The sequence below is a fragment of the Bacillus sp. Marseille-Q3570 genome, from assembly GCF_946151055.1.
Classification (GTDB): Bacteria; Bacillota; Bacilli; order Bacillales; family Fictibacillaceae; genus Pseudalkalibacillus.
Map to the genome: position 1 here is coordinate 151,136 of NZ_CAMGYZ010000004.1, position 22,826 is coordinate 173,961.

General features: G+C 45.0%; 26 protein-coding genes. 6 read left to right on the top strand and 20 right to left on the bottom strand.

What is annotated here, in order from left to right:
- Positions 1–5: 5 nt before the first annotated feature.
- From nuoK to N8M93_RS08660, 9 genes are all read right to left on the bottom strand, one after another.
- Entirely contained in the window at positions 6–320 is a 315-nt protein-coding gene (gene nuoK / locus N8M93_RS08620; protein ID WP_221567275.1) for an NADH-quinone oxidoreductase subunit NuoK, read from the bottom strand.
- The gene (locus N8M93_RS08625; RefSeq protein ID WP_261131013.1) at positions 313–834 is read right to left on the bottom strand and encodes an NADH-quinone oxidoreductase subunit J; all 522 of its coding nucleotides are present in this window, start codon (positions 832–834) and stop codon (positions 313–315) included. The genes nuoK and N8M93_RS08625 overlap by 8 nt, the downstream gene beginning before the upstream one ends.
- Positions 831–1,250, bottom strand: coding sequence for an NADH-quinone oxidoreductase subunit NuoI (gene nuoI / locus N8M93_RS08630; protein WP_221567277.1), 420 nt, complete (start codon positions 1,248–1,250; stop codon positions 831–833). The genes N8M93_RS08625 and nuoI overlap by 4 nt, the downstream gene beginning before the upstream one ends.
- Before the next feature lie 13 nt (positions 1,251–1,263).
- On the bottom strand, positions 1,264–2,265 hold the full coding sequence (nuoH, locus tag N8M93_RS08635) for an NADH-quinone oxidoreductase subunit NuoH (protein ID WP_261131015.1): 1,002 nt from the start codon (positions 2,263–2,265) through the stop codon (positions 1,264–1,266).
- Entirely contained in the window at positions 2,265–3,365 is a 1,101-nt protein-coding gene (locus N8M93_RS08640) for an NADH-quinone oxidoreductase subunit D (protein ID WP_261131017.1), read from the bottom strand. The genes nuoH and N8M93_RS08640 overlap by 1 nt, the downstream gene beginning before the upstream one ends.
- A gap of 3 nt (positions 3,366–3,368) precedes the next feature.
- The gene (locus N8M93_RS08645; protein ID WP_261131019.1) at positions 3,369–4,814 is read right to left on the bottom strand and encodes an NADH-quinone oxidoreductase subunit C; all 1,446 of its coding nucleotides are present in this window, start codon (positions 4,812–4,814) and stop codon (positions 3,369–3,371) included.
- Positions 4,811–5,329 carry an NADH-quinone oxidoreductase subunit B family protein gene (locus N8M93_RS08650; RefSeq protein ID WP_236314324.1) on the bottom strand — a complete coding sequence of 173 codons (519 nt, stop codon included), beginning with the start codon at positions 5,327–5,329 and terminating at the stop codon, positions 4,811–4,813. Before N8M93_RS08650 ends, N8M93_RS08645 begins: the two co-directional genes overlap by 4 nt.
- Positions 5,320–5,694 (bottom strand): NADH-quinone oxidoreductase subunit A, encoded by a 375-nt coding sequence (locus N8M93_RS08655; protein WP_261131021.1) that lies wholly within the window; start codon positions 5,692–5,694, stop codon positions 5,320–5,322. Before N8M93_RS08655 ends, N8M93_RS08650 begins: the two co-directional genes overlap by 10 nt.
- A gap of 345 nt (positions 5,695–6,039) precedes the next feature.
- Complete coding sequence (locus N8M93_RS08660; RefSeq protein WP_261131022.1) at positions 6,040–6,363, bottom strand: MerR family transcriptional regulator; 324 nt, start codon at positions 6,361–6,363, stop codon at positions 6,040–6,042.
- Positions 6,364–6,531: 168 nt separating this feature from the next.
- Between N8M93_RS08660 and N8M93_RS08665 the strand changes: the two genes are divergently transcribed.
- Genes N8M93_RS08665 through N8M93_RS08675 form a run of 3 tightly spaced genes read left to right on the top strand, consistent with a single transcriptional unit; the run spans position 6,532 to position 7,788 of the window.
- Positions 6,532–6,897, top strand: coding sequence for a CidA/LrgA family protein (locus N8M93_RS08665; RefSeq protein ID WP_261131024.1), 366 nt, complete (start codon positions 6,532–6,534; stop codon positions 6,895–6,897).
- Entirely contained in the window at positions 6,894–7,586 is a 693-nt protein-coding gene (locus N8M93_RS08670) for an LrgB family protein (RefSeq protein WP_261131026.1), read from the top strand. Before N8M93_RS08665 ends, N8M93_RS08670 begins: the two co-directional genes overlap by 4 nt.
- A 16-nt stretch (positions 7,587–7,602) precedes the next feature.
- Entirely contained in the window at positions 7,603–7,788 is a 186-nt protein-coding gene (locus tag N8M93_RS08675) for a Fur-regulated basic protein FbpA (RefSeq protein ID WP_261131028.1), read from the top strand.
- 262 nt (positions 7,789–8,050) lie between these two features.
- Here N8M93_RS08675 and N8M93_RS08680 read toward each other — a convergent pair whose 3' ends face one another.
- From N8M93_RS08680 to N8M93_RS08720, 9 genes are all read right to left on the bottom strand, one after another.
- The gene (locus N8M93_RS08680) at positions 8,051–8,578 is read right to left on the bottom strand and encodes a chromate transporter (protein WP_261131030.1); all 528 of its coding nucleotides are present in this window, start codon (positions 8,576–8,578) and stop codon (positions 8,051–8,053) included.
- Positions 8,575–9,144 carry a chromate transporter gene (locus N8M93_RS08685; RefSeq protein ID WP_261131449.1) on the bottom strand — a complete coding sequence of 190 codons (570 nt, stop codon included), beginning with the start codon at positions 9,142–9,144 and terminating at the stop codon, positions 8,575–8,577. Before N8M93_RS08685 ends, N8M93_RS08680 begins: the two co-directional genes overlap by 4 nt.
- A gap of 50 nt (positions 9,145–9,194) precedes the next feature.
- A complete protein-coding gene (locus N8M93_RS08690; RefSeq protein ID WP_261131032.1) occupies positions 9,195–10,805 on the bottom strand; it encodes a gamma-glutamyltransferase family protein in 1,611 nt (536 codons plus the stop codon).
- Positions 10,806–10,820: 15 nt separating this feature from the next.
- The gene (locus tag N8M93_RS08695) at positions 10,821–11,795 is read right to left on the bottom strand and encodes a dipeptide ABC transporter ATP-binding protein (protein WP_314728274.1); all 975 of its coding nucleotides are present in this window, start codon (positions 11,793–11,795) and stop codon (positions 10,821–10,823) included.
- Positions 11,767–12,774, bottom strand: coding sequence for an ABC transporter ATP-binding protein (locus N8M93_RS08700; RefSeq protein WP_261131034.1), 1,008 nt, complete (start codon positions 12,772–12,774; stop codon positions 11,767–11,769). The genes N8M93_RS08695 and N8M93_RS08700 overlap by 29 nt, the downstream gene beginning before the upstream one ends.
- Positions 12,775–12,781: 7 nt before the next feature.
- Positions 12,782–14,329 (bottom strand): glutathione ABC transporter substrate-binding protein, encoded by a 1,548-nt coding sequence (locus N8M93_RS08705; RefSeq protein ID WP_261131036.1) that lies wholly within the window; start codon positions 14,327–14,329, stop codon positions 12,782–12,784.
- A gap of 23 nt (positions 14,330–14,352) precedes the next feature.
- Entirely contained in the window at positions 14,353–15,258 is a 906-nt protein-coding gene (locus N8M93_RS08710) for an ABC transporter permease (RefSeq protein ID WP_261131038.1), read from the bottom strand.
- A gap of 22 nt (positions 15,259–15,280) precedes the next feature.
- The gene (gene nikB, locus N8M93_RS08715; protein WP_261131039.1) at positions 15,281–16,222 is read right to left on the bottom strand and encodes a nickel ABC transporter permease; all 942 of its coding nucleotides are present in this window, start codon (positions 16,220–16,222) and stop codon (positions 15,281–15,283) included.
- Between the two features lie 344 nt (positions 16,223–16,566).
- Positions 16,567–17,016 (bottom strand): Lrp/AsnC family transcriptional regulator, encoded by a 450-nt coding sequence (locus N8M93_RS08720; RefSeq protein WP_221567293.1) that lies wholly within the window; start codon positions 17,014–17,016, stop codon positions 16,567–16,569.
- 294 nt (positions 17,017–17,310) lie between these two features.
- On the opposite strand from N8M93_RS08720, the gene N8M93_RS08725 reads away from it, so the two are divergent.
- From N8M93_RS08725 to N8M93_RS08735, 3 genes are read left to right on the top strand one after another with little or no spacing between them, the layout of a single operon-like run.
- Positions 17,311–18,288 (top strand): tripartite tricarboxylate transporter substrate binding protein, encoded by a 978-nt coding sequence (locus tag N8M93_RS08725; protein WP_261131042.1) that lies wholly within the window; start codon positions 17,311–17,313, stop codon positions 18,286–18,288.
- A 40-nt stretch (positions 18,289–18,328) separates the two neighbouring features.
- Positions 18,329–18,793 carry a tripartite tricarboxylate transporter TctB family protein gene (locus tag N8M93_RS08730; RefSeq protein ID WP_261131043.1) on the top strand — a complete coding sequence of 155 codons (465 nt, stop codon included), beginning with the start codon at positions 18,329–18,331 and terminating at the stop codon, positions 18,791–18,793.
- Positions 18,794–18,806: 13 nt separating this feature from the next.
- Entirely contained in the window at positions 18,807–20,327 is a 1,521-nt protein-coding gene (locus N8M93_RS08735; protein ID WP_261131045.1) for a tripartite tricarboxylate transporter permease, read from the top strand.
- A 604-nt stretch (positions 20,328–20,931) separates the two neighbouring features.
- Here the strand turns inward: N8M93_RS08735 and N8M93_RS08740 are convergent.
- Together N8M93_RS08740 and atpD are read right to left on the bottom strand one after the other, a co-directional pair.
- Positions 20,932–21,336 carry a F0F1 ATP synthase subunit epsilon gene (locus N8M93_RS08740; protein ID WP_261131047.1) on the bottom strand — a complete coding sequence of 135 codons (405 nt, stop codon included), beginning with the start codon at positions 21,334–21,336 and terminating at the stop codon, positions 20,932–20,934.
- Positions 21,337–21,405: 69 nt separating this feature from the next.
- Positions 21,406–22,809: a F0F1 ATP synthase subunit beta gene (atpD, locus tag N8M93_RS08745; protein ID WP_261131048.1), complete on the bottom strand. Its 1,404-nt coding sequence runs from the start codon at positions 22,807–22,809 to the stop codon at positions 21,406–21,408.
- Positions 22,810–22,826 lie beyond the last annotated feature (17 nt).

The window sequence follows — 22,826 nt, forward strand, 5'->3', positions numbered from 1 at the left end:
CCTCCTTATCGTTTCATAATGTCCATCTCATCTACGTTTACAGTCTTACGGTTACGGTAGAGGGCGATCAGGATCGCAAGCCCTACCGCAGCTTCAGCAGCAGCGACGGTAATCGTAAACAAGGAGAAAATTTGTCCAGTGATACTAGGATTGATGCCGTACTTCGCAAAAGCGACAAGATTGATGTTCACTGCGTTAAGCATCAATTCGATGGAAATCAAGACGATGACGGCATTCCGTTTCGTCAAAGCTCCGAAAAGTCCGATACAAAAGAGGATCAGAGCAAGAACAAGATAGACGGATAAAGGTACACTACTCATTGTCCTCTGCCCCCTCCTTTTCATCATCCCGTTTCGCCAAAATGATTGCTCCGACCAGCGCCACAAGTAGCAAAACAGAGGTCAATTCGAATGGAATGACGTATTTGGAATATAAAGCGATTCCGATCTTCTCTGTATTATCTACATGCAGATCGGCGGCCTGTTCCCCAAAGCTCAGATCATTGATTTGGAAGAACATGATGACGAAGAATGCGACGATCCCTGTCAAAACCAGGATCATCCTCGGTGCACCGATCTTCGTTTCGGTCTTGTCATCGTGCCTTGTGAGCATGATTCCGAATAGCATGATGATCGTGATCGCACCAGAATAGATGAGGATTTGTACGAATGCAACGAATTCCGCTGAGAGCATCACGTACAATCCCGCAATTGAGAGGAACGTGAAGACGAGGGCGATCACCATGTGGACGACCTTCGTCAGGTTCAGCATCAGTACACCGCTACCGATTGCAACGAGTGCAAGAACAAAGAATAAGATCAATTCACCATTCATACCTTATTCTCCTTTCTTACGTTCGTATCGTTTTCGTCAAGCCATTCAAGATTCTTGAACAGCTCATCGCGGCTGTATTCCGCCAGCTCGAAATTGTTCGTCATGACGATCGCCTCTGTCGGACAGACTTCTGTGCAAAGGTCACAAAGGATGCAGATTTCAAAATTGATATCGTACGTATCGATGATCTTCCCTTTTTTATTCGGATCCGGGTGCTTTTTGCCTGTCAGTTCAATACAGTCTGTCGGGCAGATATTCGCACATTGGTTGCAGACGATGCATTTTTCCGGATAGAATTTCTGGATTCCTCGGAAACGATCTGGCATCTCAAGCGGTTCATCCGGATACGAATACGTCACGTTCTGTTTGGTCAAGTTTTTCAGTGTGTATTTTAACCCTTTTACGAGTCCTTTCATTGTAATCCCTCCGTTAGAACCAGATTTCCTTGATCACCGCGCTGATAAAAATGTTAAGCAGTGCTAACGGCAATAATACTTTCCATCCGAATGACATGAGCTGATCGGCGCGCATCCGTGGTAATGTGGCACGCAGCCAGATCAGGAAGAAAACGACTACGCTGAATTTCAGCGCGAACCAGATGATTCCTGGAATGAATTCAAGAAACGGCACCGGATTCCATCCACCTAAGAAAAGGATCGTCGTAATCGATGCCATCGCGAACAAGTAGACATATTCCGTAAGCATGAAGAATGCCCATCTGAATCCTGAATACTCGACGTGATAACCTGCCACGAGCTCGGACTCCGCTTCTGGCAAGTCGAACGGCGTCCGGTTCAATTCTGCAACAGACGCAATCATGAAAATCGCGAATGCAAGCGGCTGTACGAATAGAAATGCGAGACTTTCCTGCGCTTCGACGATCGTGATCAGATTCAAACTTCCGGTAAGAAGGATGATCCCGATCACCGACATGACGAGCGGCACTTCATAGGAAATCATCTGCGCTGCAGAACGCATACCACCTAACAGCGCATATTTGTTGTTCGAAGCCCATCCGCCCATCAGGACACCGACCGTGGAGATGCCGGATATCGCGATATAATAAAGCAATCCGATTCCGATGTCGGAAAATCGGAGTGACTCTGAAAATGGTATGACAGCGAGCACCATGAACGCTGGTGCAAAAGCAATGACCGGAGCCAAAATGAACAAAGGTCTATCTGCCGCTTTCGGAATCGTGTCCTCTTTCAATAAAAGCTTAAGGACGTCAGCTACCGTCTGGAGCAATCCGAACGGTCCGCCGACACGGTTCGGTCCGATACGGAGCTGCATGAATCCCATGACTTTACGCTCGGCTAAGATCGCATATGTCACAAATCCGAGTACCATCATGAGCAAGCTCGCACCGAGTCCGAAAAAGATCAGCGTATTTGTCAGTGAAGGTGATGAGTAGAGCAAATCTTCCATCATCAGCCGTCCACCTCCCCAAGTACGATGTCGATACCGCCAAGGATCGTGATCAAGTTGGCGATATTCTCACCCTTCAACAGCTTCGGTAAAATCTGCAGGTTATAGAAGGACGGTCTTCTGAACTTCAGACGATACGGTTCCTTCTTTCCTTCGGATGAAATGTAACAGCCGATCTCTCCCCGGGGTGATTCTATGCGCACATAGGTTTCACCAGCAGGCGGCTTGATGATTCGCGGAACTTTGGCCATGATGTCCCCTTCTTTCGGGAACTGTTCAACAGCCTGCTCGACGATTTTGATCGACTCTTCGATTTCCGCCAGACGGCACTTATAACGGGCCCAGGCATCTCCGCCGTCAAAGACAGGGACATCGAAATCGAAACGATCGTAGATGGAATAAGGTTCTTTTTTCCGAAGGTCCCAATCGACACCCGTACAGCGAAGGTTCGCACCACTCAAGGAGTACGCCATTGCTTCCTGTTTCGTATACTTCCCGACTCCGCGAACACGGTTGAGGAAGATTTCGTTTCCGCTGACAAGATCATGGTAACCCGCAAGTTCTTTACGCATGTGCGGAATGAACTCTTCGACTTTCTCGATCCAGCCTTCCGGCGCGTCCCATTTTACGCCGCCTACACGCATGTAGTTGAATGTCAGACGCGCTCCAGAGATTTCGTTAAGTAAATTGATGATCATCTCCCGTTCACGGAATGCATATAAGAACGGGCTCAATGCACCGATATCAAGTAAATATGTACCGAACCAAACGAGATGACTCGCAATACGACCCAGTTCCATCACGAGTACGCGTAAATATTCCGCACGCTCGGGAATCTCCATGTCCATCATCGTCTCGACTGCGTGACAAAGGATATAATTGTTCGTCATCGCTGATAGATAATCCATCCGGTCAGTATACGGAATGATCTGTGTATATTGCAGGTCTTCAGCGAGCTTTTCCGTTCCACGGTGGAGGTAACCGATCACAGGTGTGGCTTCCTTGATGATTTCTCCATCGATTTTCAACACGATCCGGAACACGCCGTGGGTACTCGGATGCTGAGGTCCAACGTTGAGCAGCATTTCTTCTGTACGAATCATGGGTTACACCTCCACATCGTATGGTTCATAATCTTTTCGCATCGGGTATCCGACCCAATCATCCGGCATCAGGATCCGCGTCAAGTTCGGGTGTCCGGTAAAACGGATTCCAAGCAGATCATACGCTTCACGCTCCGGCCAATTCGCTCCAGGCCAAACCGGTGTCACAGATGCGACTTCCGGTTTGTCACGGTCCAATTTCACTTTCACTGCAACAGGCTGATTGTTTTTAAAGGAATAAAGATGGGTATAGACTTCCATATGCGTTTCAAAATCGGTTCCATGCAATTCGCTTACATATTCAAAATTCAGTTGTTCATTATGCTTCAGGAATTCTGCTAGTTTATAAAACCTTTCCCGTTTGACGACGAGGGTCGGGACGTCCTTTGCAAGTCTGTTAATATAGGACTCTTCCAGAACGTCTTCGCCAAGGTTGTCCTTGATCGTCTTCACATACTTATCCAGGAGGGGCTGGTTTGGTGATGGCTTCTCTTCAGCTGGTTCAGCGGTCTTCGCTCCTGCTCCGCCAGCTGCTGATTTTGCTTTTGCGGCGGCGGCGGCTTTGGCTTTCGCTGCTGCGATCGCCTTCGCTTTCTCATCATCTCCAGCACCACCGCCTCCAGACTTCGCGGCTTTAGCCTTGGCTGCAGCGGCTGCCTTTGCTTTCGCTGCAGCGGCTGCTTTAGCTTTGGCATCGTTGTTTGGGGACGGTTCTGCTGCTTCCTTCCCCGCTTCCTTCGCTGTTTTCTTCTCAGCAGCCTTGCGTTTCGCCTCTTCAACCGCTTTACGCTTCGCTTCCGCCTTCTCTTCTTCTGTCATTTCGGAGAATGGTTTTTCGGCAGCGCCGGCTTTTGGGGACGGTTCTCCTGCTTCCTTTCCCGCTTCTTTTGCCGCTTTCTTCTCAGCGGCCTTGCGTTTCGCTTCTTCCACCGCTTTACGCTTCGCTTCCGCCTTCTCTTCTTCCGTCATTTCGGAGAATGGTTTTTCGGCAGCGCCGGCTTTTGGGGACGGTTCTCCTGCTTCCTTTCCCGCTTCTTTTGCCGCTTTCTTCTCAGTGGCCTTGCGTTTCGCTTCTTCAACCGCTTTGCGCTTTGCTTCTGCTTTCTCTTCTTCGGTCATTTCGGAGAATGGTTTTTCAGCAGCGCCGGCTTTTGGGGACGGTTCTCCTGCTTCCTTTCCCGCTTCTTTCGCTTCTTTCTTTTCGGCTGCTTTTCTTTTCGCTTCTTCAACCGCTTTGCGCTTTGCTTCTGCTTTCTCTTCTTCGGTCATTTCGGAGAATGGTTTTTCGGCAGAGCCGGTTTTTGGGGACGGTTCTCCTGCTTCCTTTCCCGCTTCTTTTGCCGCTTTCTTCTCAGCGGCCTTGCGTTTCGCTTCTTCGACAGCTTTGCGCTTTGCTTCTGCTTTCTCTTCTTCTGTCATTTCGGAGAATGGTTTCTCTTGATCACTCATTTATCCGTCACCCGCTTCCCAGTCTTAGCTTCATAGCGGATCTTTTCTTGAAGTTTATTAATTCCATAGATTAATGCTGCCGGGTTTGGTGGGCAGCCTGGAATATAGACATCAACAGGGACAACCTGGTCGACCCCTTTCACAACAGCATACGATTTTATGTATGGTCCGCCTGCTGTTGCGCAAGAGCCCATCGCAATCACCCATTTCGGCTCTGGCATCTGATCATATAGACGCTTCAGTACAGGCGCCATTTTTTTCGTAACCGTACCAGAGACGATCATGACGTCAGACTGCCGTGGGGAAGTACGGAAAAAAGAGCCGAAGCGGTCCAAGTCATAATGTGAGGCACCGGTTCCCATCATTTCAATTGCACAGCAAGCTAACCCGAACGTAAGAGGCCAGAGGGAATTGCTTCTTGCCCACGCCTTCACCTGTTCGAGTGTGACGAAAAATACATTTTTGGAGAGCTCTTGTCGTTCTTCTGGGGTAATCTGCTCCAATTTTACATCCATTTTAACACCTTCTTCTTCCACGCATAGATGAGTCCGATCAATAACATGACGATGAAGATCGCCATTTCGATCAGTGCGAAAATCCCGAGCTTATCATAAGCGACGGCCCATGGATATAAGAACACGGTTTCCACATCGAAAATCACGAACAGCAAGGCGAATATGTAGTAACGGACATTGTATTGCACCCAGCTTTGATGAAAGGGCTCGATACCACTTTCATAGGTTGTTTGTTTTTCTTTCGTCGGTTTTGTCGGTCGCAGGATCCTACCGGCAGTCAAAGCGACAACAGGTAAAAGGATGCCTAATAGCAAGAACATCAAAACGACCAGGTAGTTGTTTTGATACAAGTGATAGAGCTCCATATGTACCTCCCCATCTGTCTATTTAAGGTCGATGTTAGAAATTTTTTAAAATTGTAATCGCTATCAATTATATCAAATACCAATTTTTGTGTCGATACGATGAGTGACAGTTATACCCACTTTCTTCGCCACACGAAATGCACGCCTCTCTTGCAGAATGAGAGGCGCATCCACTTTTTATGCTTGACCCATACTTCTAGCTTATTTATCTCGAAAAATTTCATGCTGGAATCTCGGTTTCTTTTTACCTATATTTCTTTAAATTCATCCCCTTACCGAGGGGGCCCTGCATGGATGTGTGTTCACCGAGTGCCGTAAATATCGCTTCATAGAAATCCCCAAATGTCATCTTTGGTTACGGAAGTGTGCATTCAGTTGCCCTCGGATCATTTCTTCTTTCACCAGATCTTTCTTCAGCTTTTTCTTCGATACCATTTCTTTCTTGATTTCGTTCGTCTGGACACCGTCTTCTCTTTTATTCGCGATCTCCATAAGTGTTTCTACGTCTGAGAATGAATATTTACGAGTACCTTTGACCGTTCTTTCAGGAAAAATCAGCTTGCGTTCTTCGTAATAGCGGATCTGACGTTCACTCAACCCCGTAAGCTCTTTCACTACACCGATTACAATCACTTTCCTTTCTCTATAAGAACTTTCATCAACAGACATCCGTAACACTCCCTTCTATCATAACTATACCTTTTCATATGATCTCTTCAAGACTCATGTCAGATTTTCTAACATGAAAATAAAAAATCCTGTTATATTTTCTGACAAACTTGATGAAATACCTTTTTAAGCCCTATAAACTTGACGTAAACATGTAAGGTGGTGTCCATGATCATCCAGTTTCTCTGGCAGTTCACACTTATTGCATCCGCCTTGTTCCTTGGATCTTTTGTCGTTTCATTATTCCATCTGCCTTTGCCGGGCAGCATCGCCGGAATGTTTCTGCTTCTTTTCTTCCTTTTGACGGGTGTTATCAAGCTTGATTGGGTGGAGAGAGCAGCGGATTTCCAATTAAGGCATATGACGCTATTGTTCATTCCTCCTGTAACCGGAGGTGTCATGTATATCCACTTACTTGAAAAAGAAATATGGAAGCTGATCTTGATTTTAGGTTTAAGCAGTCTCACCATCATTTTAGCAACCGGTATTGTTGTGCAATGGTATGAAAAATTACGGAGGAGGCAAAAAGAATGACTGTTGTTTTGGGGAAGATTTTATTTACGACGATCATCACCTATGCTGCCTATTTGGCAGGTTTGAAGATTTATGAAAAATCGATGCGTAAGAGCTGGCTCAATCCTTTATATACGGTTTCACTGTTTCTCGTTTGTTTTCTTCCGATATTGCATGTCGATTACCAACGCTATCAGGAGGGTGTGGATCTCTTTTCATTCTTGATGCAAACAGCGATCGTATCACTCGCGATTCCATTGTTCAAACAGTGGCAGCTGTTGAAGCGGAACCTCAAGAAAATCGGAATCGCAATCGTCTCAGGCAGTTTAGCCGGACTCACGACAACGCTTGCACTTGCGGGGCTTTTTAAAATCAATGCTGAAATGCTCGCTTCCCTTACCCCAAAGGCGGCCACATTACCAATCGCTTTATCGGTTTCAGATAAAATCGGCGGGGAAGCCTCGTTAACTGTTTTGTTTGTCTTATCATCAGCTGTCTTTTCATTCATTTGCGGTCCAAAAGTGCTGCAGCTTTTCAATATTACTAGCAAAGCGGCGAGAGGTTTGGCGATGGGGGCATCGGCACAAGCACTTGGCGCGAGCAAATGCCTGCAATGGGGTGAAGAGGAAGGGGCGATGGGGAGCATCGGCATGACAACGACAGCGATTTTCATTTCAGTCCTGATCCCGGCAGCCATTTTATTAATGTAAAGGAGGCGTGTTTTCGATGGCCGCATATCTAAGGAAAAGTCTTGATCGTGTGAAACATCACTACATCAGCCAGCTCTTGAACGCTGGTTACTACAAATCAAGCGATCGCCAGCTGTATGAACTTACACTTAAAGAGCTGGAAAAGGAATTCAAGATGATGCAATTGAGAGAGATGAACAAAAGAAAACATGGGCTGGGTTGACGATATCATAGAAGAATCGGGTGCTCTTGTGACAGTTTCAGGGCACCCGCTTTTCGTTTTTGTAAAATTGGAGCAGAATTTTGTAAATTACGCTCATAATTTGGCAAATTCGACTCTTTATTTTGTAAAAACCGCTTATCATATTTGTAAACCGTAGAACCTTACTACAACCACAACGCTAAAAAAAGAGCACAATGGTACCGCCCCCCAAAAGTTAGAGTAGAAAACTAACTTTTGGGGTTAACCACCAATCAAAGGCTCTTTATAAGAAGATTCCGCCATAGACGAGTGCTCCAGCAATGACGAACGCTGGATGGACCCGGAGTCTGACCAGGAACAGATAGCTCGCAGCGATCAGAAGCACCGTTTGCAAGACACCAGAACCTGCATAGGAACTCACAAAAAACTGGTATGCCATCACACCGAGCAACACAGCGATTGCCGGTCTTACCATCACCGTCATCCGCTTGACTTTTTCGGAATCCTTATATTTCATCAATGCTTTCAAAAGGATGATCATCAAAATGAGCGATGGCGCGACTGTTGCGAAAATCCCAACCGTAGCACCTAGCCATCCAGCTTGTGCATATCCGATGTAACCCGCCATTTTCGTCGCGATCGGCCCAGGCAGAGCATTTCCAAGTGCTAAGACTTCACTGAATTCCTCTGTCGACATCCAGTCATATCGGTCTACGACTTCATTTTCAACCAATGGAATCGAGGCAGGGCCACCACCATAGCCAAGGATACCTGGTATGAAGAACGCTAAAAAGATATGCCAGTAGATCATGATGCACCACTCGCCTTCTCATCATCATTTTCAGATGATTCCCGTGTTCCGAACCAGGCATATAATAGTAGAAAACCGATAATGATTCCTGGATGGACGTTGACGAATTCCATCAGGACTAAGGAAAGTGCAATGATAACAAGTGCCTGCACCCATCCTAAACCAGCTTTCGATTTTTTCGTGAATTGCCAGGTCAACTGGGCGAGCATGAATCCGACGACAGGAACCACCGCTTTCGTCATCCCTTGCACCCAGGATTTATCTTTATACATACTAAGTGTCGTCAAGAGAGCGATCATGGCCAGGATTGAAGGTAGAATCGTCGCCACCACAGCATTGATCATACCGATTGGGCCCGCAACCCGGTACCCGATATAGCCTGCAAGTTTGGTCGCGATCGGTCCAGGGAGTGTATTACCCAGGGCAAGCAAATCCCCGAATTCATCATCCGTAAACCATCCGTAATGCTCAACAACCTCTTTATGCACGAGCGGAATGGAGGAAGGCCCCCCTCCATAGCCGAAAATGCCAACCCGGAAAAAGGCAAGAAACAAAGGGATGTGTATGGTTTTCTTTTTTACCGTCTTAGGAGGATTCACCTCTGTTTCGCTTCTTCCTACCAAGCGGCAACACTGCCATCCGTCCGTGATTCCGTTCCACCTGAAAGGACGCCCGTCTCTGGATCTCGCCAAATGATCTGCCCTCTCCCGAACGGTCCGCCGTCTAAAGCGACCTGGATCTGATGGCCTTTACGTGCAAGAGCTTGAGCAATGTGGTTCGGGAAGTTCGGCTCGACTAAAACTTTCTTGTCCTCCATCCATTGCCATCTTGGTGCATCAAGTGCAGCTTGTGGGTTCAGGTGGAAATCAAGCGTGTTCATGATCACCTGCAGATGTCCTTGCGGCTGCATGAATCCTCCCATTACACCGAATGGACCGACTGGTTGATCGCCTTTGGTCAAAAAGCCTGGGATGATTGTGTGATAGGTTTTCTTACCGCCTTCAAGACGATTATCATGTTCAGGATCCATCGAAAAATTGTGACCTCTATTCTGTAATGCGATTCCCGTTCCTGGTACGACAAGACCTGAACCGAATCCCATGTAGTTGCTTTGGATGAACGAGACCATGTTGCCTTCTGAATCAGCGGTAGCGAGATAGACGGTTCCACCTTTTGGAGGTGTTCCAGGTGTCGGATCCATCGCCCTTTCCCCGATCAGTTTTCTCCGTTCTGCAGCATACGCCTCACTTAAAAGGTCTTCCGTTCTCGTCGTCATCGATTTGTTTTCCGTCACATATTTGAGACCGTCCGTGAATGCGAGTTTAATTGACTCAATCTGTTTGTGATACGTGTCTACGTCTTCCTTATTCGAATACTTGGCGTCTTTCAAAAGGTTCAACGCCATCAACGCGATGATCCCTTGACCATTTGGAGGAATCTCCCAAACTTTGTGTCCGCGATACTCGACACCGATCGGATCTACCCACTCAGGCTGATAGGATGCTAGATCCTCCTTACGTATGAAACCGTCATACTTTTTCGAGAATGCGTCGATTTGATCAGCGATTTTCCCACGATAAAACGATTCCGCTTTTGTCTCGGCGATATCTCGTAAAGTCGATGCATGCCCTTCTGAACGCCATACTTCTCCTACCTCTGGTGCCTTTCCTTCAGGAGCGAATGTATCGAACCAATGCTTGAATTCATCATCGGTGAACACATTTTTAAAATGATCTGCAGCTGCTTTCCAAAACTTCCCTAACGTCGGTGAAATCGGATAACCATTTGCCGCATAATCGATGGCCGGCGCCAGCACGTCTGTCAACGGTAATTTACCGAAACGTTCCGATAACGCAGCCCAGGCTCCTGGTGCACCAGGTACTGTGACAGGAATCCATCCATGCTTCGGGATTTCTTCCATTCCTCGTTCTTCAAGTGCTTCTATTGAAATCGACTGTGGTGATGGACCACTTGCATTCAGTCCATGCAGCTTCCCCTTCATCCAAACGAGTGCAAATGCATCCCCACCGATCCCGTTGGACGTCGGCTCAACAACAGTCAAGCATGCAGCGGTCGCGATGGCTGCATCGACTGCATTGCCGCCTTTTTTCAAGATCTCCAGCCCTGCTTGTGCAGCGAGCGGCTGCGAGGTTGCCACCATCCCATTTTTCGCAAAAGTCGTCATCCGTTGTGATGGATACGGATTGTATAAAGCATCATAGCTCATGATCGATTCCCCCTTCTAAACTTCATGACAGGCAACAAAATGATTTTCCTCTACTTCTCTCCATACTGGTTTTTCTTCTTTACATTGTCCAGTTGCCAGTGGACATCTTGTATGAAAAGCACACCCCTTAGGAGGATTCGCCGGATTCGGCAAATCTCCTTCTAACTTCACACGTTTGCGCTTCCTCCCTGGAATTGGGCGAGGGATTGCAGATAACAGAGCTTTCGTATAAGGGTGCAGAGGATTCTCGTAAATTCGGTCAGCTGGTGCGAGCTCCGCAGTATTCCCGAGATACATGACAAGGACGCGATCACTGATATGACGGACTACGCCTAGATCATGTGAAATGAACATGTAAGTCAATTGATGTTTATCCTGAAGGTCTTTTAATAGTTTGATGACTTGGGCCTGCACGGATACATCAAGTGCCGATACAGCCTCATCACAAACAATGAAAGAAGGATTCAAGGCGATCGCTCTGGCAATCCCTATCCTTTGTCGTTGACCCCCGCTGAATTCATGGGGATAACGGTCATAATGTTCCGGTTTCAATCCAACTTCTTCAAGCAAACTGTTAACCTTTTCTTTCCGTTCTTTCTTAGACAGTGACGTATGGATGATGAAAGCCTCTTCAAGCGCATCACCGATTCGTTGTCTCGGATTCAACGAGGCGTAAGGATCCTGGAAAATCATCTGCATTTGCCTTTTATACTTTTTGAGCTTGGATTCTGGAAGCATTCCGATTTCTTCGCCTTTGAATTGAATCGATCCTTCTGTCAGAGGTTCAAGTCGAAGCACAGCACGGCCAAAGGTTGACTTTCCACATCCGGACTCACCAACAACACCCAAAGTTTCTCCTTCATAGACATCGATGGTCACATTTTCAACCGCCTTTACATGTCCTTGCACCCTTTGAAGGAAGCCGCCTTTTATCGGATAATACTTTTTCATCTTGCTGATTTTAAGAAGTGGTTGCGGCTGTTTCTGCATCATCATTTTGTTCCACCTCCTGTAACCAGCATCTGACCGTATGCCCTTCATTGACAGTAAAAGTCTTCGGGGACTGTTCCCTGCATTTTTCCGTTGCGAATTCACACCGGTTATGAAAACGGCATCCACTTATTTTTTCGTTCAAATTAGGAAGAGTGCCAGGGATTGGTTCCAACTGATGGTCACGATCATCTACGTTTGGTACTGATTTCAACAATCCCTTTGTATACGGGTGTTGAGGATTCATGAACAAACTTTCGACATCCGCCTCTTCGATTTTTTCACCAGCATACATGACCATGACGCGGTCAGCTACTTCGGCAACAACCCCCATATCGTGCGTGACCATGATGACCCCCATGCCTAATTCTTCTTTCATCTCATCAATAAGATCAAGTATTTGAGCTTGTATCGTAACATCGAGTGCTGTTGTCGGTTCATCAGCGATCAACAGGGATGGGCGGCACGCTAAAGCGATCGCGATCATGACCCTCTGTCGCATTCCACCACTCAGTTCATGGGGATACTGGGACATTCTCTTTTCCGGATAAGGAATGCCTACCTGATTCAATAACTCGATCCCTTTACGATGGGCTTCTCGCTGGGATAACTTCTTATGGATCATCAGTGGTTCCCTGAGTTGAAACCCGACAGTGAAAACGGGATTCAATGCAGTCATCGGTTCTTGGAAAATCATCGACATCTTGTTGCCCCGGAGTTTACGCAACTCTTCTTTTGATAATTTCGTAAGTTCCTGACCGGAAAATCGAACTGATCCTTCACTGATTTCGCCGTTATTGGGAAGCAGCCCCATGATGGATAATGATGTGATACTTTTCCCACAACCCGACTCTCCAACGATACAAACCGTTTCGCCTTTATTGACGGAAAATGAAACCCCGCGGACGGCTGAAAGCTTGCCCTCAGCCGTCTTGAATTTCGTTACGAGGTTATCCACCTTAAGCAACTGTTCTGGCATGTTAACCCTACTCTCTGTGTACGTTATATAATGACCATCGGCCAGTAGGATCCATCTCCAAGCCTTTAACCGATTTATCATATGCCGCTGCTACAATCCCGTGGTTCATGACGACCCATGGTATGTCTTCTACGACGATTTCATTCGCTTCGATCAGTTTCTGTTTACGTTCTTCCTGATCGACGATATTCCGTGATTCATCTACCAATTTATCAAACTCAGGGTTCGAGTATTGGACCCGGTTTGATGAACCGATATTATCGCTATGAAGGTTAGGGTAAAGAAGCTCACTTCCATCTGCGGTTGAATTCGTCCAGCCCAGGAATGTGATATCAAATTCACCTTTTTTACTCACATCCAGGAAAGTGCCCCATTCAAGTGTTTCGATTTGAGGTTTTAAGCCGACTTCTTTTAGCTGAGCCTGGACGATTTCAGCCATGTTCATATACACAGGCGTATTCGCAACCAACATTTTGACTTCTTCCCCGGCATATCCATTTTCCTCTAGCAATTGTTTCGCCTTCTCAGGATCATATTCGTAACCTGATTGTTCGGCTGATTCGTCATAGCCAAAAACCTTAGGTCCGATGATGCTGTTGGATCGGACCCCTAATCCTTTTAATTTTTTAACATAAGCCTCTCTGTCCAATGCATAAGCAACAGCCTGCCTGAATGGAAGCTCATTTGATGGAGCTTTAGCCATGTTAAAGCCAAGGTAGGATACAGGTGTCCCTTCTTTTTTCATGATCTCGACATTTTTAATCGATTCAAGTCTTGGCAAATGCTCAGCCGTAAGTCCATCAATGAATTGAACCTCTCCGGTCTGAAGCATCGAGACAGCTGTATTCACCTCAGGAACGACTTTGAAGGTCACTTTCTCAAGTTGAGGCGGGTCTTGCCAATAATCCTTATTTCCTTCTAGCGTGATATGGTCCCCTGACTTCCATTCAACAAATTTGAAAGGGCCGGTCCCAACAGGTTCTTTGTTCAAATTCCCCTTTTTATCAGCAGTCGGGCTCACGATTGACGCATTTGAATGGGATAATGCAGCAAGCATCGCACCATAGGGTTCTTTCGTTTTGATGACAACCGTATATTCATCCTTCACCTCGATCGATTCGATCGGTTCCAATAAGGATGCTCGAGGCGCTGCAGTTTCTGGATCCCTGAACTTATCGAATGTATATTTGACAGCTTCAGCATTGAAGTCAGTTCCATCATGGAACTTGATTCCCTCTTTCAGTTTGATGACCCAGGTTTTCTGATCTGGGTTTTCATAGGATTCTGCAAGGTAAGGAACGATTTCCATCGACTTTTCATCCCGGATGAATAACGTTTCATAGATTTGTTCGATAACGCGGGATGAAACAGAATCATTCGTTTCGATCGGGGATAGACCGACCGCCTTTGTCGTAGTCGCATACGTCAGCTCCTGAGGAACGTCCCCGTTACCTCCAGAGCCATTACCTGACTTTCCTCCACTGCAACCTGCCAATGCGACAGATGCTATTAAGAAGACTGCTAGTAAACAAGTGCTCAATCGCTTCATTTTCATTTCAACCTTTCCTCCCGTTATTTTCAGTTATTGAAGTCCATGTTAGGGTCCAACGCATCACGCAACCCATCACCCACGACATTGAACGCAAACACAACTAGCATGATTGCAATCCCAGGAACTATTGTCATATGTGGTGATGTCCACATAAAATCCTGGCCAGCTGCAATCATAGCACCCCACTCCGGAGTCGGCGGCTGTGCGCCAAGTCCCAAAAAGCTGAGTGCAGATGTTGAAAGAATCGCTGTAGCCATTCTCATTGTGGCAAATACAATGATCGGAGCCATGCAGTTCGGTAGAATATGTTTGATGAGAATACGGAAATTACTTGCCCCGAGGGATTTCATCGCTACGATGTATTCCTGTTTTTTTACAGATAATACACTTCCCCTTACAATCCGGGCGCATGTCGGTATCGACCAAATACTGATTGCAATCATGACGTTCACCAGGCTTGTTCCTAACATTGCAATGATCAACATAGCTAATAGAATTCCTGGAAAAGCAAACAACAGGTCTACAAATCGCATGATGATCCCATCAAGTTTTTTATAATAACCAGATATAAGTCCTAATGTTATACCACCGATCAGCCCAAGTATGACGGATGCGAAACCGACAACCAGCGATATCCTGGCGCCAAACACGATCCTGCTCCACATATCCCGACCGTAATTATCCGTACCTAGCCAATGTCCCTCTGAAAAAACCGGCAGTTCACTATCTGCCAATGATTGTTGGATGGGGGGATACGTAGTGATCCAATCTGCGAAAATAGCCATCAAAGCTTGTATGAAAATGATGATCAGACCAAATACCGCTAATCGGTTCTTTAATAATCGTTTTGTGATCACTAAAACCATTTTCTCTTTCTTCTGATTGCTATTTTCAAGTTGTGAATTTTTCGAAGCCACTGCCCCACTAGACATTTCATAACCTCCTTTCAATCGCTTAATCGTAGCTGATTCGTGGATCAATAAACGCATAGACGATGTCGACGATCAGGTTTACAAGTACAAATAGAGTTGCTACAAGAAGGACCGATCCCTGTACCATGGGAAAATCTCTTGCGGCGATCGCTTCAATCATCAGTCGCCCTACCCCGTTGATGGCGAAGACTTGTTCAGTAATGATCGTTCCTCCTAAAAGGAACCCGAAATTCAAACCTATGACCGTAATGACGGGAATCATTGCGTTTCTTAATGCGTGAACCCAAACAACTGATTTTTCTTTTACTCCCTTAGCCCTGGCTGTACGGATGAAATCAGCCCTTATCACTTCCAACATCGTTGAACGACTCATACGGGCAATCATGGCGGCTGATCCTGTCCCTAAAGTGATTGCAGGCAATATCAACTGTTTCATCCCCTCGATTGTCCAGAAAGGAGCACTTAATCCTCCCACAGGCAGCCATTGCAAATTAACTGCAAAAATAAGGATCAGAACCGTCCCGAGCCAAAAATTCGGGATAGATATCCCCGCTAGTGCAACCGTCGTGCTTGAAATATCAAGCCATGAGTTTTGCTTCAATGCAGAAATGATCCCTGCTGTAACCCCAATGACCACCGCAACAATCATGCTTGCTATGGCAAGGTTCAGTGTATTGGGAAACCTTGTGAGGATTGCTTGACTTACGGATTCTTTCGATTGATAGGAAAATCCGAGATCTCCCTGGAGAACCCCTGCAATATAATTTCCGTATTGGACCAACACAGGATCATTCAAACCGAGATTATCCCTGATTGCCTCAATATCAGATTCCGTTGCAGTCGGCCCGCCGATGATGCTCGCAGGGTCACCTGGTGAAATATGCATACTCATAAAAACGATGAAAGATATTCCAAACAGCAACAACACCAACTGTAAAAGACGTCTTAAGACTAGACTGATCATGTTTTCACCTCCAATAATTTCGGCATACGAAATAAAAAATAAAAAAACAATCCCAGTTTCATTAATATGGAAAAATATAGTTATCTTTTCGAAAAGGAATTATTTATTTTTTTATACATTTGTTAATCCATATTCCATTTCTTATTAACAAATGTATGGTTTATTAAATTATTTATGATTATATAGATACTGAAGACAAAAATCCACAAAATATACAAAAAAATTGAAGTATTGCGAAAAATACTTCTTTTTGTCAAATAAAAAAAGCCGGGGAAGCGCTTTTTCCTCCGGCATGTTTAAATAAACCTGTTAAATTTCCGTTTTGTATAATTTCGATCGGTTGTCTACAACTTAAGTCCTGCTCTACTCTTGAACCTTCTCAAAAGGATATGACTTTCAACCCGTGTTATTCCCTCAAGGGCGTACAATTCATTGTTAATGAATGATTCCAACGCGATGAAATCATTGACCAACACATGCATATGCAATGTACTTGGTCCAGTCATCTGATAACAGCTTGCAACATTAGGATTGCTTGCTAGTGCTTCCGCTACTTTCACTAAAGCATTCGGCTCACAATCCACTTCAAAAAAAGCAGATACATTCTTTCCGACTTTTTCTGAATTGATCATGACACTGAACTTTTCAATAACACCATTTTTTAATAATTGGTTGATTCTTTCTCTCACAGAGACTCTGGATAGATTCAGTTCCTTCCCTATATCCACATATGACATTCTTCCGTTTTGAGTAAGCAATTCTAAGATTTTCTTATCAATCTGATCAATTTTCATTCCCTCACCACACAAATGTAAAGTTTATCTCCCTTTATTATATAGATAATGGGTTTGCTAAACAATCACATCGATTAACAATTTCATACTTTTAACCTATTTTTATCCAAAATAATTGAGTATAAAAAAGCTTTTAATAAAAATTAATCAGAAAATTTAAGCATTGCATAGACTTGTCGAAATATTTTGTATATACTTATTTGCAACAAAAGGGAATCCAAATGCCGAATTACATTTACAAATGTTCGAGAATCGGCTGTATCCCTTTCAATTTAACAATTAGGGGGAGTAAACATGAAACAATTGAAGAAGAGAATGCTTTTCACATTCGTACTTATTCTTTCGATCGCCACAGCTCTTACAGGTTGTTCATCCTCGGGTGATTCGTCGAATTACCCCGAAAAAAATATCAAGTTGATCGTTCCTTGGTCTGCGGGTGGTGATACGGATGTCATCAACCGGGTTGCAGTAAAGTATCTAGAAAAAGAATTGGACACCAAAATAACGATACAAAATATCAATGGAGGAAGTGGATCCATTGGCGCTGAAGAAGCGATGAAAGCTGAACCAGACGGATATACCATCTTAGCTGGGCATGATTCGATCGGGATTTCACAACTGATGGGAAAAACAGATTTTGACTATTCTTCCTTCGAGCCTGTCTCTCTGCTTACTTCAGCACCTCAGTTGATTGCTACTCATGTGGACAACCCCTGGGACAGTATGGAGGATGTCGTTGAACAACTGAAAGAAGAACCCGAATCAATCAGCTTCGGTGCATCCATCGGTTCCACCTCACATATTGTACCTCTTGGTATCCAGGACGAAGCGGATGTCAAATTCAAAATTGTCGGTTATGACGGTACGGCTAAACGTACTCAAGCATTGTTAGGTCAGCATCTGGATTTTGGAGCAACAACCATTCCTGCTGCTAAGGAATATATGAAAGCCAACCAACTCAAAATGTTAGGGATTGCTACTGATGAAAGAACCCCTGCTCTTCCTGATGTACCGACATTGAAAGAGCAAGGGATCGACTTTACAAACGCAACAAACCGTGGATTTTTCGCCCCAGAAGGGACACCTGACGAAATCGTCAAAACGTTAAGTGATGCCATTAAAAAAGTTGCGGAAAACCCTAAGTTCGTTGAAGAAATGGAAAAAATGGGTGTAGAGGTCAGATATATGAATAACGAAGAATACGCCAAGCATCTCCAGGATGATGTCGATTATTTGAGCGAAATGCTGAAACGTCAAGGTGTAATCGATTAATCACCTTGATAGGTAAAAACAACGGAACAGGGGGTTGCGTATGACTAAAGAGCGTATTGCAGGAGCAGTACTACTTGTTTTTTGTATATTCTTTTACTATCAATCGACATCCATCGATACAAAGGGCCTTACCGAGATCTCAGCAGCATTTTTCCCGCGTCTTCTTTTAGGATTGATCGCCATTTTGACGATTGTAATGTTCATTCAATCGTTTTTGAGAAAAGAAAAGGTAAAGGAAAAGAAGAGGGACAAAAATCAAAAAGAGGGCATCGTATGGATCATCTTCGCCCTCTTCGCCCTCTATATTTTAAGTTTGGGTTTCCTTGGATTCATCATTTCTTCTTTCATTTTCATTACGCTTATTTATCTACTGATCTTGCCTGAGAAGAGACCGTTTAAAAGCCATGTGATTCCATTAATCAGTTTACTAGTGATCACTGTTACCCTTTCAGTCATCTTTCAGAACGTCTTGAACGTTTACTTACCAAAGGGAATCTTTTTCTAAGGAGGGTTAACGATTGGATAACTTACTTTTAGGTATTCAAGCAATTCTACAATGGGATACTCTGCTATTGATGATGATCGGAGTCATTGCTGGAATCGTCTTCGGATGTATCCCCGGCTTTACAATTACCATGGCAGTAGCGCTGACCCTACCTTTCAGTTTTGGTTTAGAACCACTTGCAGGAATTTCATTGATGATGGGAGTTTGGCTAGGTGGTGCTTCCGGTGGGTTGATTTCTGCCTGTTTATTAGGGATTCCCGGAACTCCTTCTGCAATGGCTACGACCTTTGATGGTTATCCTATGGTGAAGAACGGGGAGCCTGGAAAAGCACTGGCTATCGGATTATGGTCTTCGTTCATCGGTTCGATCATCGGGGGAGTGATACTTGTATTGGCTGCTCCGCTGTTATCGACGTGGGCGATCAAATTCGGAGCATGGGAATTTTTCAGTCTTATGGTCTTTGGATTAAGCGCTATTGCAAGTTTAGGTGAAGGAAATTTGATAAAAGGATTGATAGCTGGTCTGGTCGGCATGTTTATCGGCACAATTGGAACCGATCCTATAATGGGAGTTGAGCGTTTCACTTTCGGATCTGTGGAAATGCTGAGCGGGTTTGCATTTTTACCCGTTTTGATCGGGATCTTTGCTTTCTCTCAACTCCTGTCTGAGGCTAAAAAGGAAAAAAAGGAAAAGCTGGAATTCAATCAGAATATCAGTTTATCCTATCCCGTCAGCAAGACCTTGAAAAATATGTTTTCCTCCTGGGTGAATGTGATCCGCTCCTCCTTTGTAGGAACCTTTATCGGTGCCCTGCCGGGAGCAGGTTCAAGTATTGCTAATATCCTAAGCTATGATATTGCTAAAAAAATGTCTAGAAACCCAGGTAAATTTGGAAAAGGGACTCAGGATGGCATTATTGCTGCAGAATCTGCGAACAACTCTTCGGAGGGAGGCGCATTGATACCTACACTTGCTTTAGGAATTCCGGGAAGCGCGGTAACAGTAATGATGATGGGGGCACTTTTAGTCCATGGGATCCAACCCGGACCGTACTTTTTTGTCTCTGAACCAGTTTTAGCTTATGGAATCTTTCTCTCGTTCTTTATTTCAGCTATTTTCATGCTCATCATCCAATCTTTTGGCATCAAATTTTTCCTGAGGATCAATGACGTTCCGATGCATTATCTCATTCCTGTTGTCATAATCTTATGTGCACTAGGAAGTTTCGCAATCAATAATCGGGTTTTTGACATTTGGGTTTTACTACTGTTCGGAATTGTTGGTTATTTAATGAAACTTGGAAACTTTTCACTACCTGCCTTTATATTGGGTGTCATTCTTGGACCGTTGACAGAAGAAAACCTACGCATCGCAATTACGACTAATAGTGATCTGACGCTTTTCATTACTCGACCAATTTCGGGAGTACTATTACTCTTGACTGTTCTCTCGATTTTATATGCGATCATTACAGATATCCGGTATAACAAGCGTATCCAAACTACTGATTCAACCGGTGTCCCAAGAACATAACACAAAATATGGATTTTTTGTCTGCAGGTCATTTCAAAGAAGTGATCTGCATTTTTTGTGGATTTTCAAACAAACGTCCTGTTACAAAACTTGGGTGATGCTTTAGGGAATTTACGACACTCCTGCGGGAACAGCAGTCCAGGAGAGACCACACAGCCATGTTATTAGTTAACGGACACCACAGCCGTTATTTGTGAACAAAACAGCCGATTTCCTGTGATATTGGCGAAATAAGGTCTCTGGTGTCCGCTAAGTTTGAAAAATTCCATTATTTTAGTCAAATAAGGTCTCCTGTGTCCGTTAACGGGTTAGTACAACTTGGTTTCCGCGATGATAGAAGTACGGAAGTAAGTGATGTCCAGCTCAGTGACCACTCACTTGGATCACTTCAAACTTCCTGCGGCGACCACAGCATCAACGTCAGTTTTCCAGTGAACTGTGTAACTTCGTCAGTTTTCCAGTAACCTGTGTGACTTTTTCAGATCGTCTCCACTTTTCTTCAGCCCTCGGAATGGTAGTGGATTTCGATTAAAAATCAACAAGGAGATTAAAAAAAGACCTTTCCAGCTCCATAATCGAGCTGAAAAGGTCTTTGTAAGCAGTATTATCTGCTTGTAATATTGATTCGATTGATTGCGCGGTCCAATGCATACTGGGCGCGTTTGAAATCGATGTCTTCTTGTTTCGAACCTTGCAGGCGTTTCTCCGCACGTTCTTTCGCAGCTTTTGCACGATCGACATTGATGTCTGCTGCAAGTTCTGCTGCTTGTGCAAGGATTGTCACCTGCTCTGGCCGTACTTCTATAAAGCCACCACTAACAGCCAAGATCTGTGTATTGTTGTCTTTCTTGATGCGCACTGCATTGATGGTCAACGGTGCTACAAGCGGAACGTGGCCTGGCAGGATTCCAAGCTCACCACTGGTGGCTTTCGCGCTGACCATTTCTGCGCCTGTTTCTTCATACACAGGGCCATCAGGGGTGACGACACTTACCGTGAATGTCTTCATGAAACCCCTCCTCGGGCCTTTGTACAAAAATCGGATAAAGCTCCTTTATCTTCTTTTCGCACAGATCATTTATGCCATTTGTTTAGCTTTTTCTAGTACTTCTTCAATACGTCCAACAAGACGGAATGCGTCCTCAGGAATATCATCATGCTTACCATCGAGGATTTGTTTGAATCCTTCGATCGTTTCCTTTACAGGTACATATGAACCTTTTTGACCTGTAAACTGCTCAGCAACATGGAAGTTTTGAGATAAGAAGAACTGGATACGACGAGCACGGGATACAGTCAACTTGTCATCGTCACTCAACTCATCCATACCAAGGATTGCGATGATGTCTTGAAGCTCTTTGTAACGTTGAAGCGTCTGCTGTACTTGACGAGCAACATTGTAGTGCTCTTCTCCAACGATTTCAGGTGCGAGTGCACGAGAAGTTGAAGCAAGCGGGTCAACCGCAGGGTAGATCCCCATTTCTGAAAGCTTACGCTCAAGGTTCGTCGTTGCATCCAAGTGAGCGAACGTTGTTGCTGGTGCTGGGTCAGTGTAGTCATCGGCAGGTACGTAGATCGCCTGGATAGACGTTACGGAACCTTTCTTCGTCGATGTGATACGTTCTTGCAATTGACCCATTTCAGTAGCAAGTGTCGGCTGGTAACCAACCGCTGAAGGCATACGTCCTAATAGGGCAGAAACCTCAGAACCTGCTTGTGTGAAACGGAAAATGTTATCGATGAAGAACAATACGTCTTGTCCCTGCTCATCACGGAAGTATTCCGCCATTGTCAATCCAGTCAATGCAACACGTTGACGAGCTCCTGGTGGTTCGTTCATCTGACCGAATACCATCGCTGTCTTGTTGATTACTCCGGAGTCTTTCATTTCGTAGTAAAGGTCGTTTCCTTCACGAGTACGTTCACCAACACCGGCGAAAACGGAAATACCACCGTGTTCTTGAGCGATGTTGTTGATAAGCTCCTGGATCAATACGGTCTTACCAACTCCTGCTCCTCCGAACAATCCGATCTTACCACCTTTTACGTATGGTGCAAGAAGGTCAACGACTTTGATTCCTGTTTCAAGAATCTCCGTTTTTGTTGTAAGTTGATCGAATTTAGGTGCTTCACGGTGAATCGGGTCACGTTGGATGCCTGGTTGAAGCTCCTCATCAAGGTCGATCTTTTCACCTAGTACGTTGAAAACACGACCTAATGTTACGTCACCGACTGGTACCGCGATCGGTGATCCAGTATCTACCGCTTCCGTTCCTCTAACGAGTCCGTCGGTGGAAGCCATCGCGACGGTACGAACAGTATCATCACCAAGGTGAAGTGAAACTTCTAGAGTCAAATCGATTGACTTTTCTCCCTCAGTGCTTTGAACTTTAAGTGCATTGTATATCTCAGGCAGGTTCCCGCTCTCGAACTGTACGTCGACGACCGGACCCATGACTTGAGTGATACGTCCTTTGTTCATGTTTTTCCCTCCTAACG

Coding starts and splice junctions, on each gene's coding strand:
- N8M93_RS08645 (WP_261131019.1), bottom strand. CDS start 4,814: ATGAGTGATCAAGAGAAACCATTCTCCGAAATGACAGAAGAAGAGAAA.
- nikB (WP_261131039.1), bottom strand. CDS start 16,222: ATGATCAGTCTAGTCTTAAGACGTCTTTTACAGTTGGTGTTGTTGCTG.
- N8M93_RS08690 (WP_261131032.1), bottom strand. CDS start 10,805: ATGAGCTATGATGCTTTATACAATCCGTATCCATCACAACGGATGACG.
- N8M93_RS08660 (WP_261131022.1), bottom strand. CDS start 6,363: ATGTCTGTTGATGAAAGTTCTTATAGAGAAAGGAAAGTGATTGTAATC.
- N8M93_RS08625 (WP_261131013.1), bottom strand. CDS start 834: ATGAATGGTGAATTGATCTTATTCTTTGTTCTTGCACTCGTTGCAATC.
- N8M93_RS08680 (WP_261131030.1), bottom strand. CDS start 8,578: ATGATCTACTGGCATATCTTTTTAGCGTTCTTCATACCAGGTATCCTT.
- N8M93_RS08650 (WP_236314324.1), bottom strand. CDS start 5,329: ATGGATGTAAAATTGGAGCAGATTACCCCAGAAGAACGACAAGAGCTC.
- N8M93_RS08695 (WP_314728274.1), bottom strand. CDS start 11,795: ATGCAGAAACAGCCGCAACCACTTCTTAAAATCAGCAAGATGAAAAAG.
- N8M93_RS08720 (WP_221567293.1), bottom strand. CDS start 17,016: ATGAAAATTGATCAGATTGATAAGAAAATCTTAGAATTGCTTACTCAA.
- N8M93_RS08705 (WP_261131036.1), bottom strand. CDS start 14,329: ATGAAAATGAAGCGATTGAGCACTTGTTTACTAGCAGTCTTCTTAATA.
- N8M93_RS08670 (WP_261131026.1), top strand. CDS start 6,894: ATGACTGTTGTTTTGGGGAAGATTTTATTTACGACGATCATCACCTAT.
- N8M93_RS08710 (WP_261131038.1), bottom strand. CDS start 15,258: ATGTCTAGTGGGGCAGTGGCTTCGAAAAATTCACAACTTGAAAATAGC.
- nuoK (WP_221567275.1), bottom strand. CDS start 320: ATGAGTAGTGTACCTTTATCCGTCTATCTTGTTCTTGCTCTGATCCTC.
- atpD (WP_261131048.1), bottom strand. CDS start 22,809: ATGAACAAAGGACGTATCACTCAAGTCATGGGTCCGGTCGTCGACGTA.
- N8M93_RS08675 (WP_261131028.1), top strand. CDS start 7,603: ATGGCCGCATATCTAAGGAAAAGTCTTGATCGTGTGAAACATCACTAC.
- nuoI (WP_221567277.1), bottom strand. CDS start 1,250: ATGAAAGGACTCGTAAAAGGGTTAAAATACACACTGAAAAACTTGACC.
- nuoH (WP_261131015.1), bottom strand. CDS start 2,265: ATGATGGAAGATTTGCTCTACTCATCACCTTCACTGACAAATACGCTG.
- N8M93_RS08640 (WP_261131017.1), bottom strand. CDS start 3,365: ATGATTCGTACAGAAGAAATGCTGCTCAACGTTGGACCTCAGCATCCG.
- N8M93_RS08655 (WP_261131021.1), bottom strand. CDS start 5,694: ATGGAGCTCTATCACTTGTATCAAAACAACTACCTGGTCGTTTTGATG.
- N8M93_RS08665 (WP_261131024.1), top strand. CDS start 6,532: ATGATCATCCAGTTTCTCTGGCAGTTCACACTTATTGCATCCGCCTTG.
- N8M93_RS08700 (WP_261131034.1), bottom strand. CDS start 12,774: ATGCCAGAACAGTTGCTTAAGGTGGATAACCTCGTAACGAAATTCAAG.
- N8M93_RS08730 (WP_261131043.1), top strand. CDS start 18,329: ATGACTAAAGAGCGTATTGCAGGAGCAGTACTACTTGTTTTTTGTATA.
- N8M93_RS08740 (WP_261131047.1), bottom strand. CDS start 21,336: ATGAAGACATTCACGGTAAGTGTCGTCACCCCTGATGGCCCTGTGTAT.
- N8M93_RS08725 (WP_261131042.1), top strand. CDS start 17,311: ATGAAACAATTGAAGAAGAGAATGCTTTTCACATTCGTACTTATTCTT.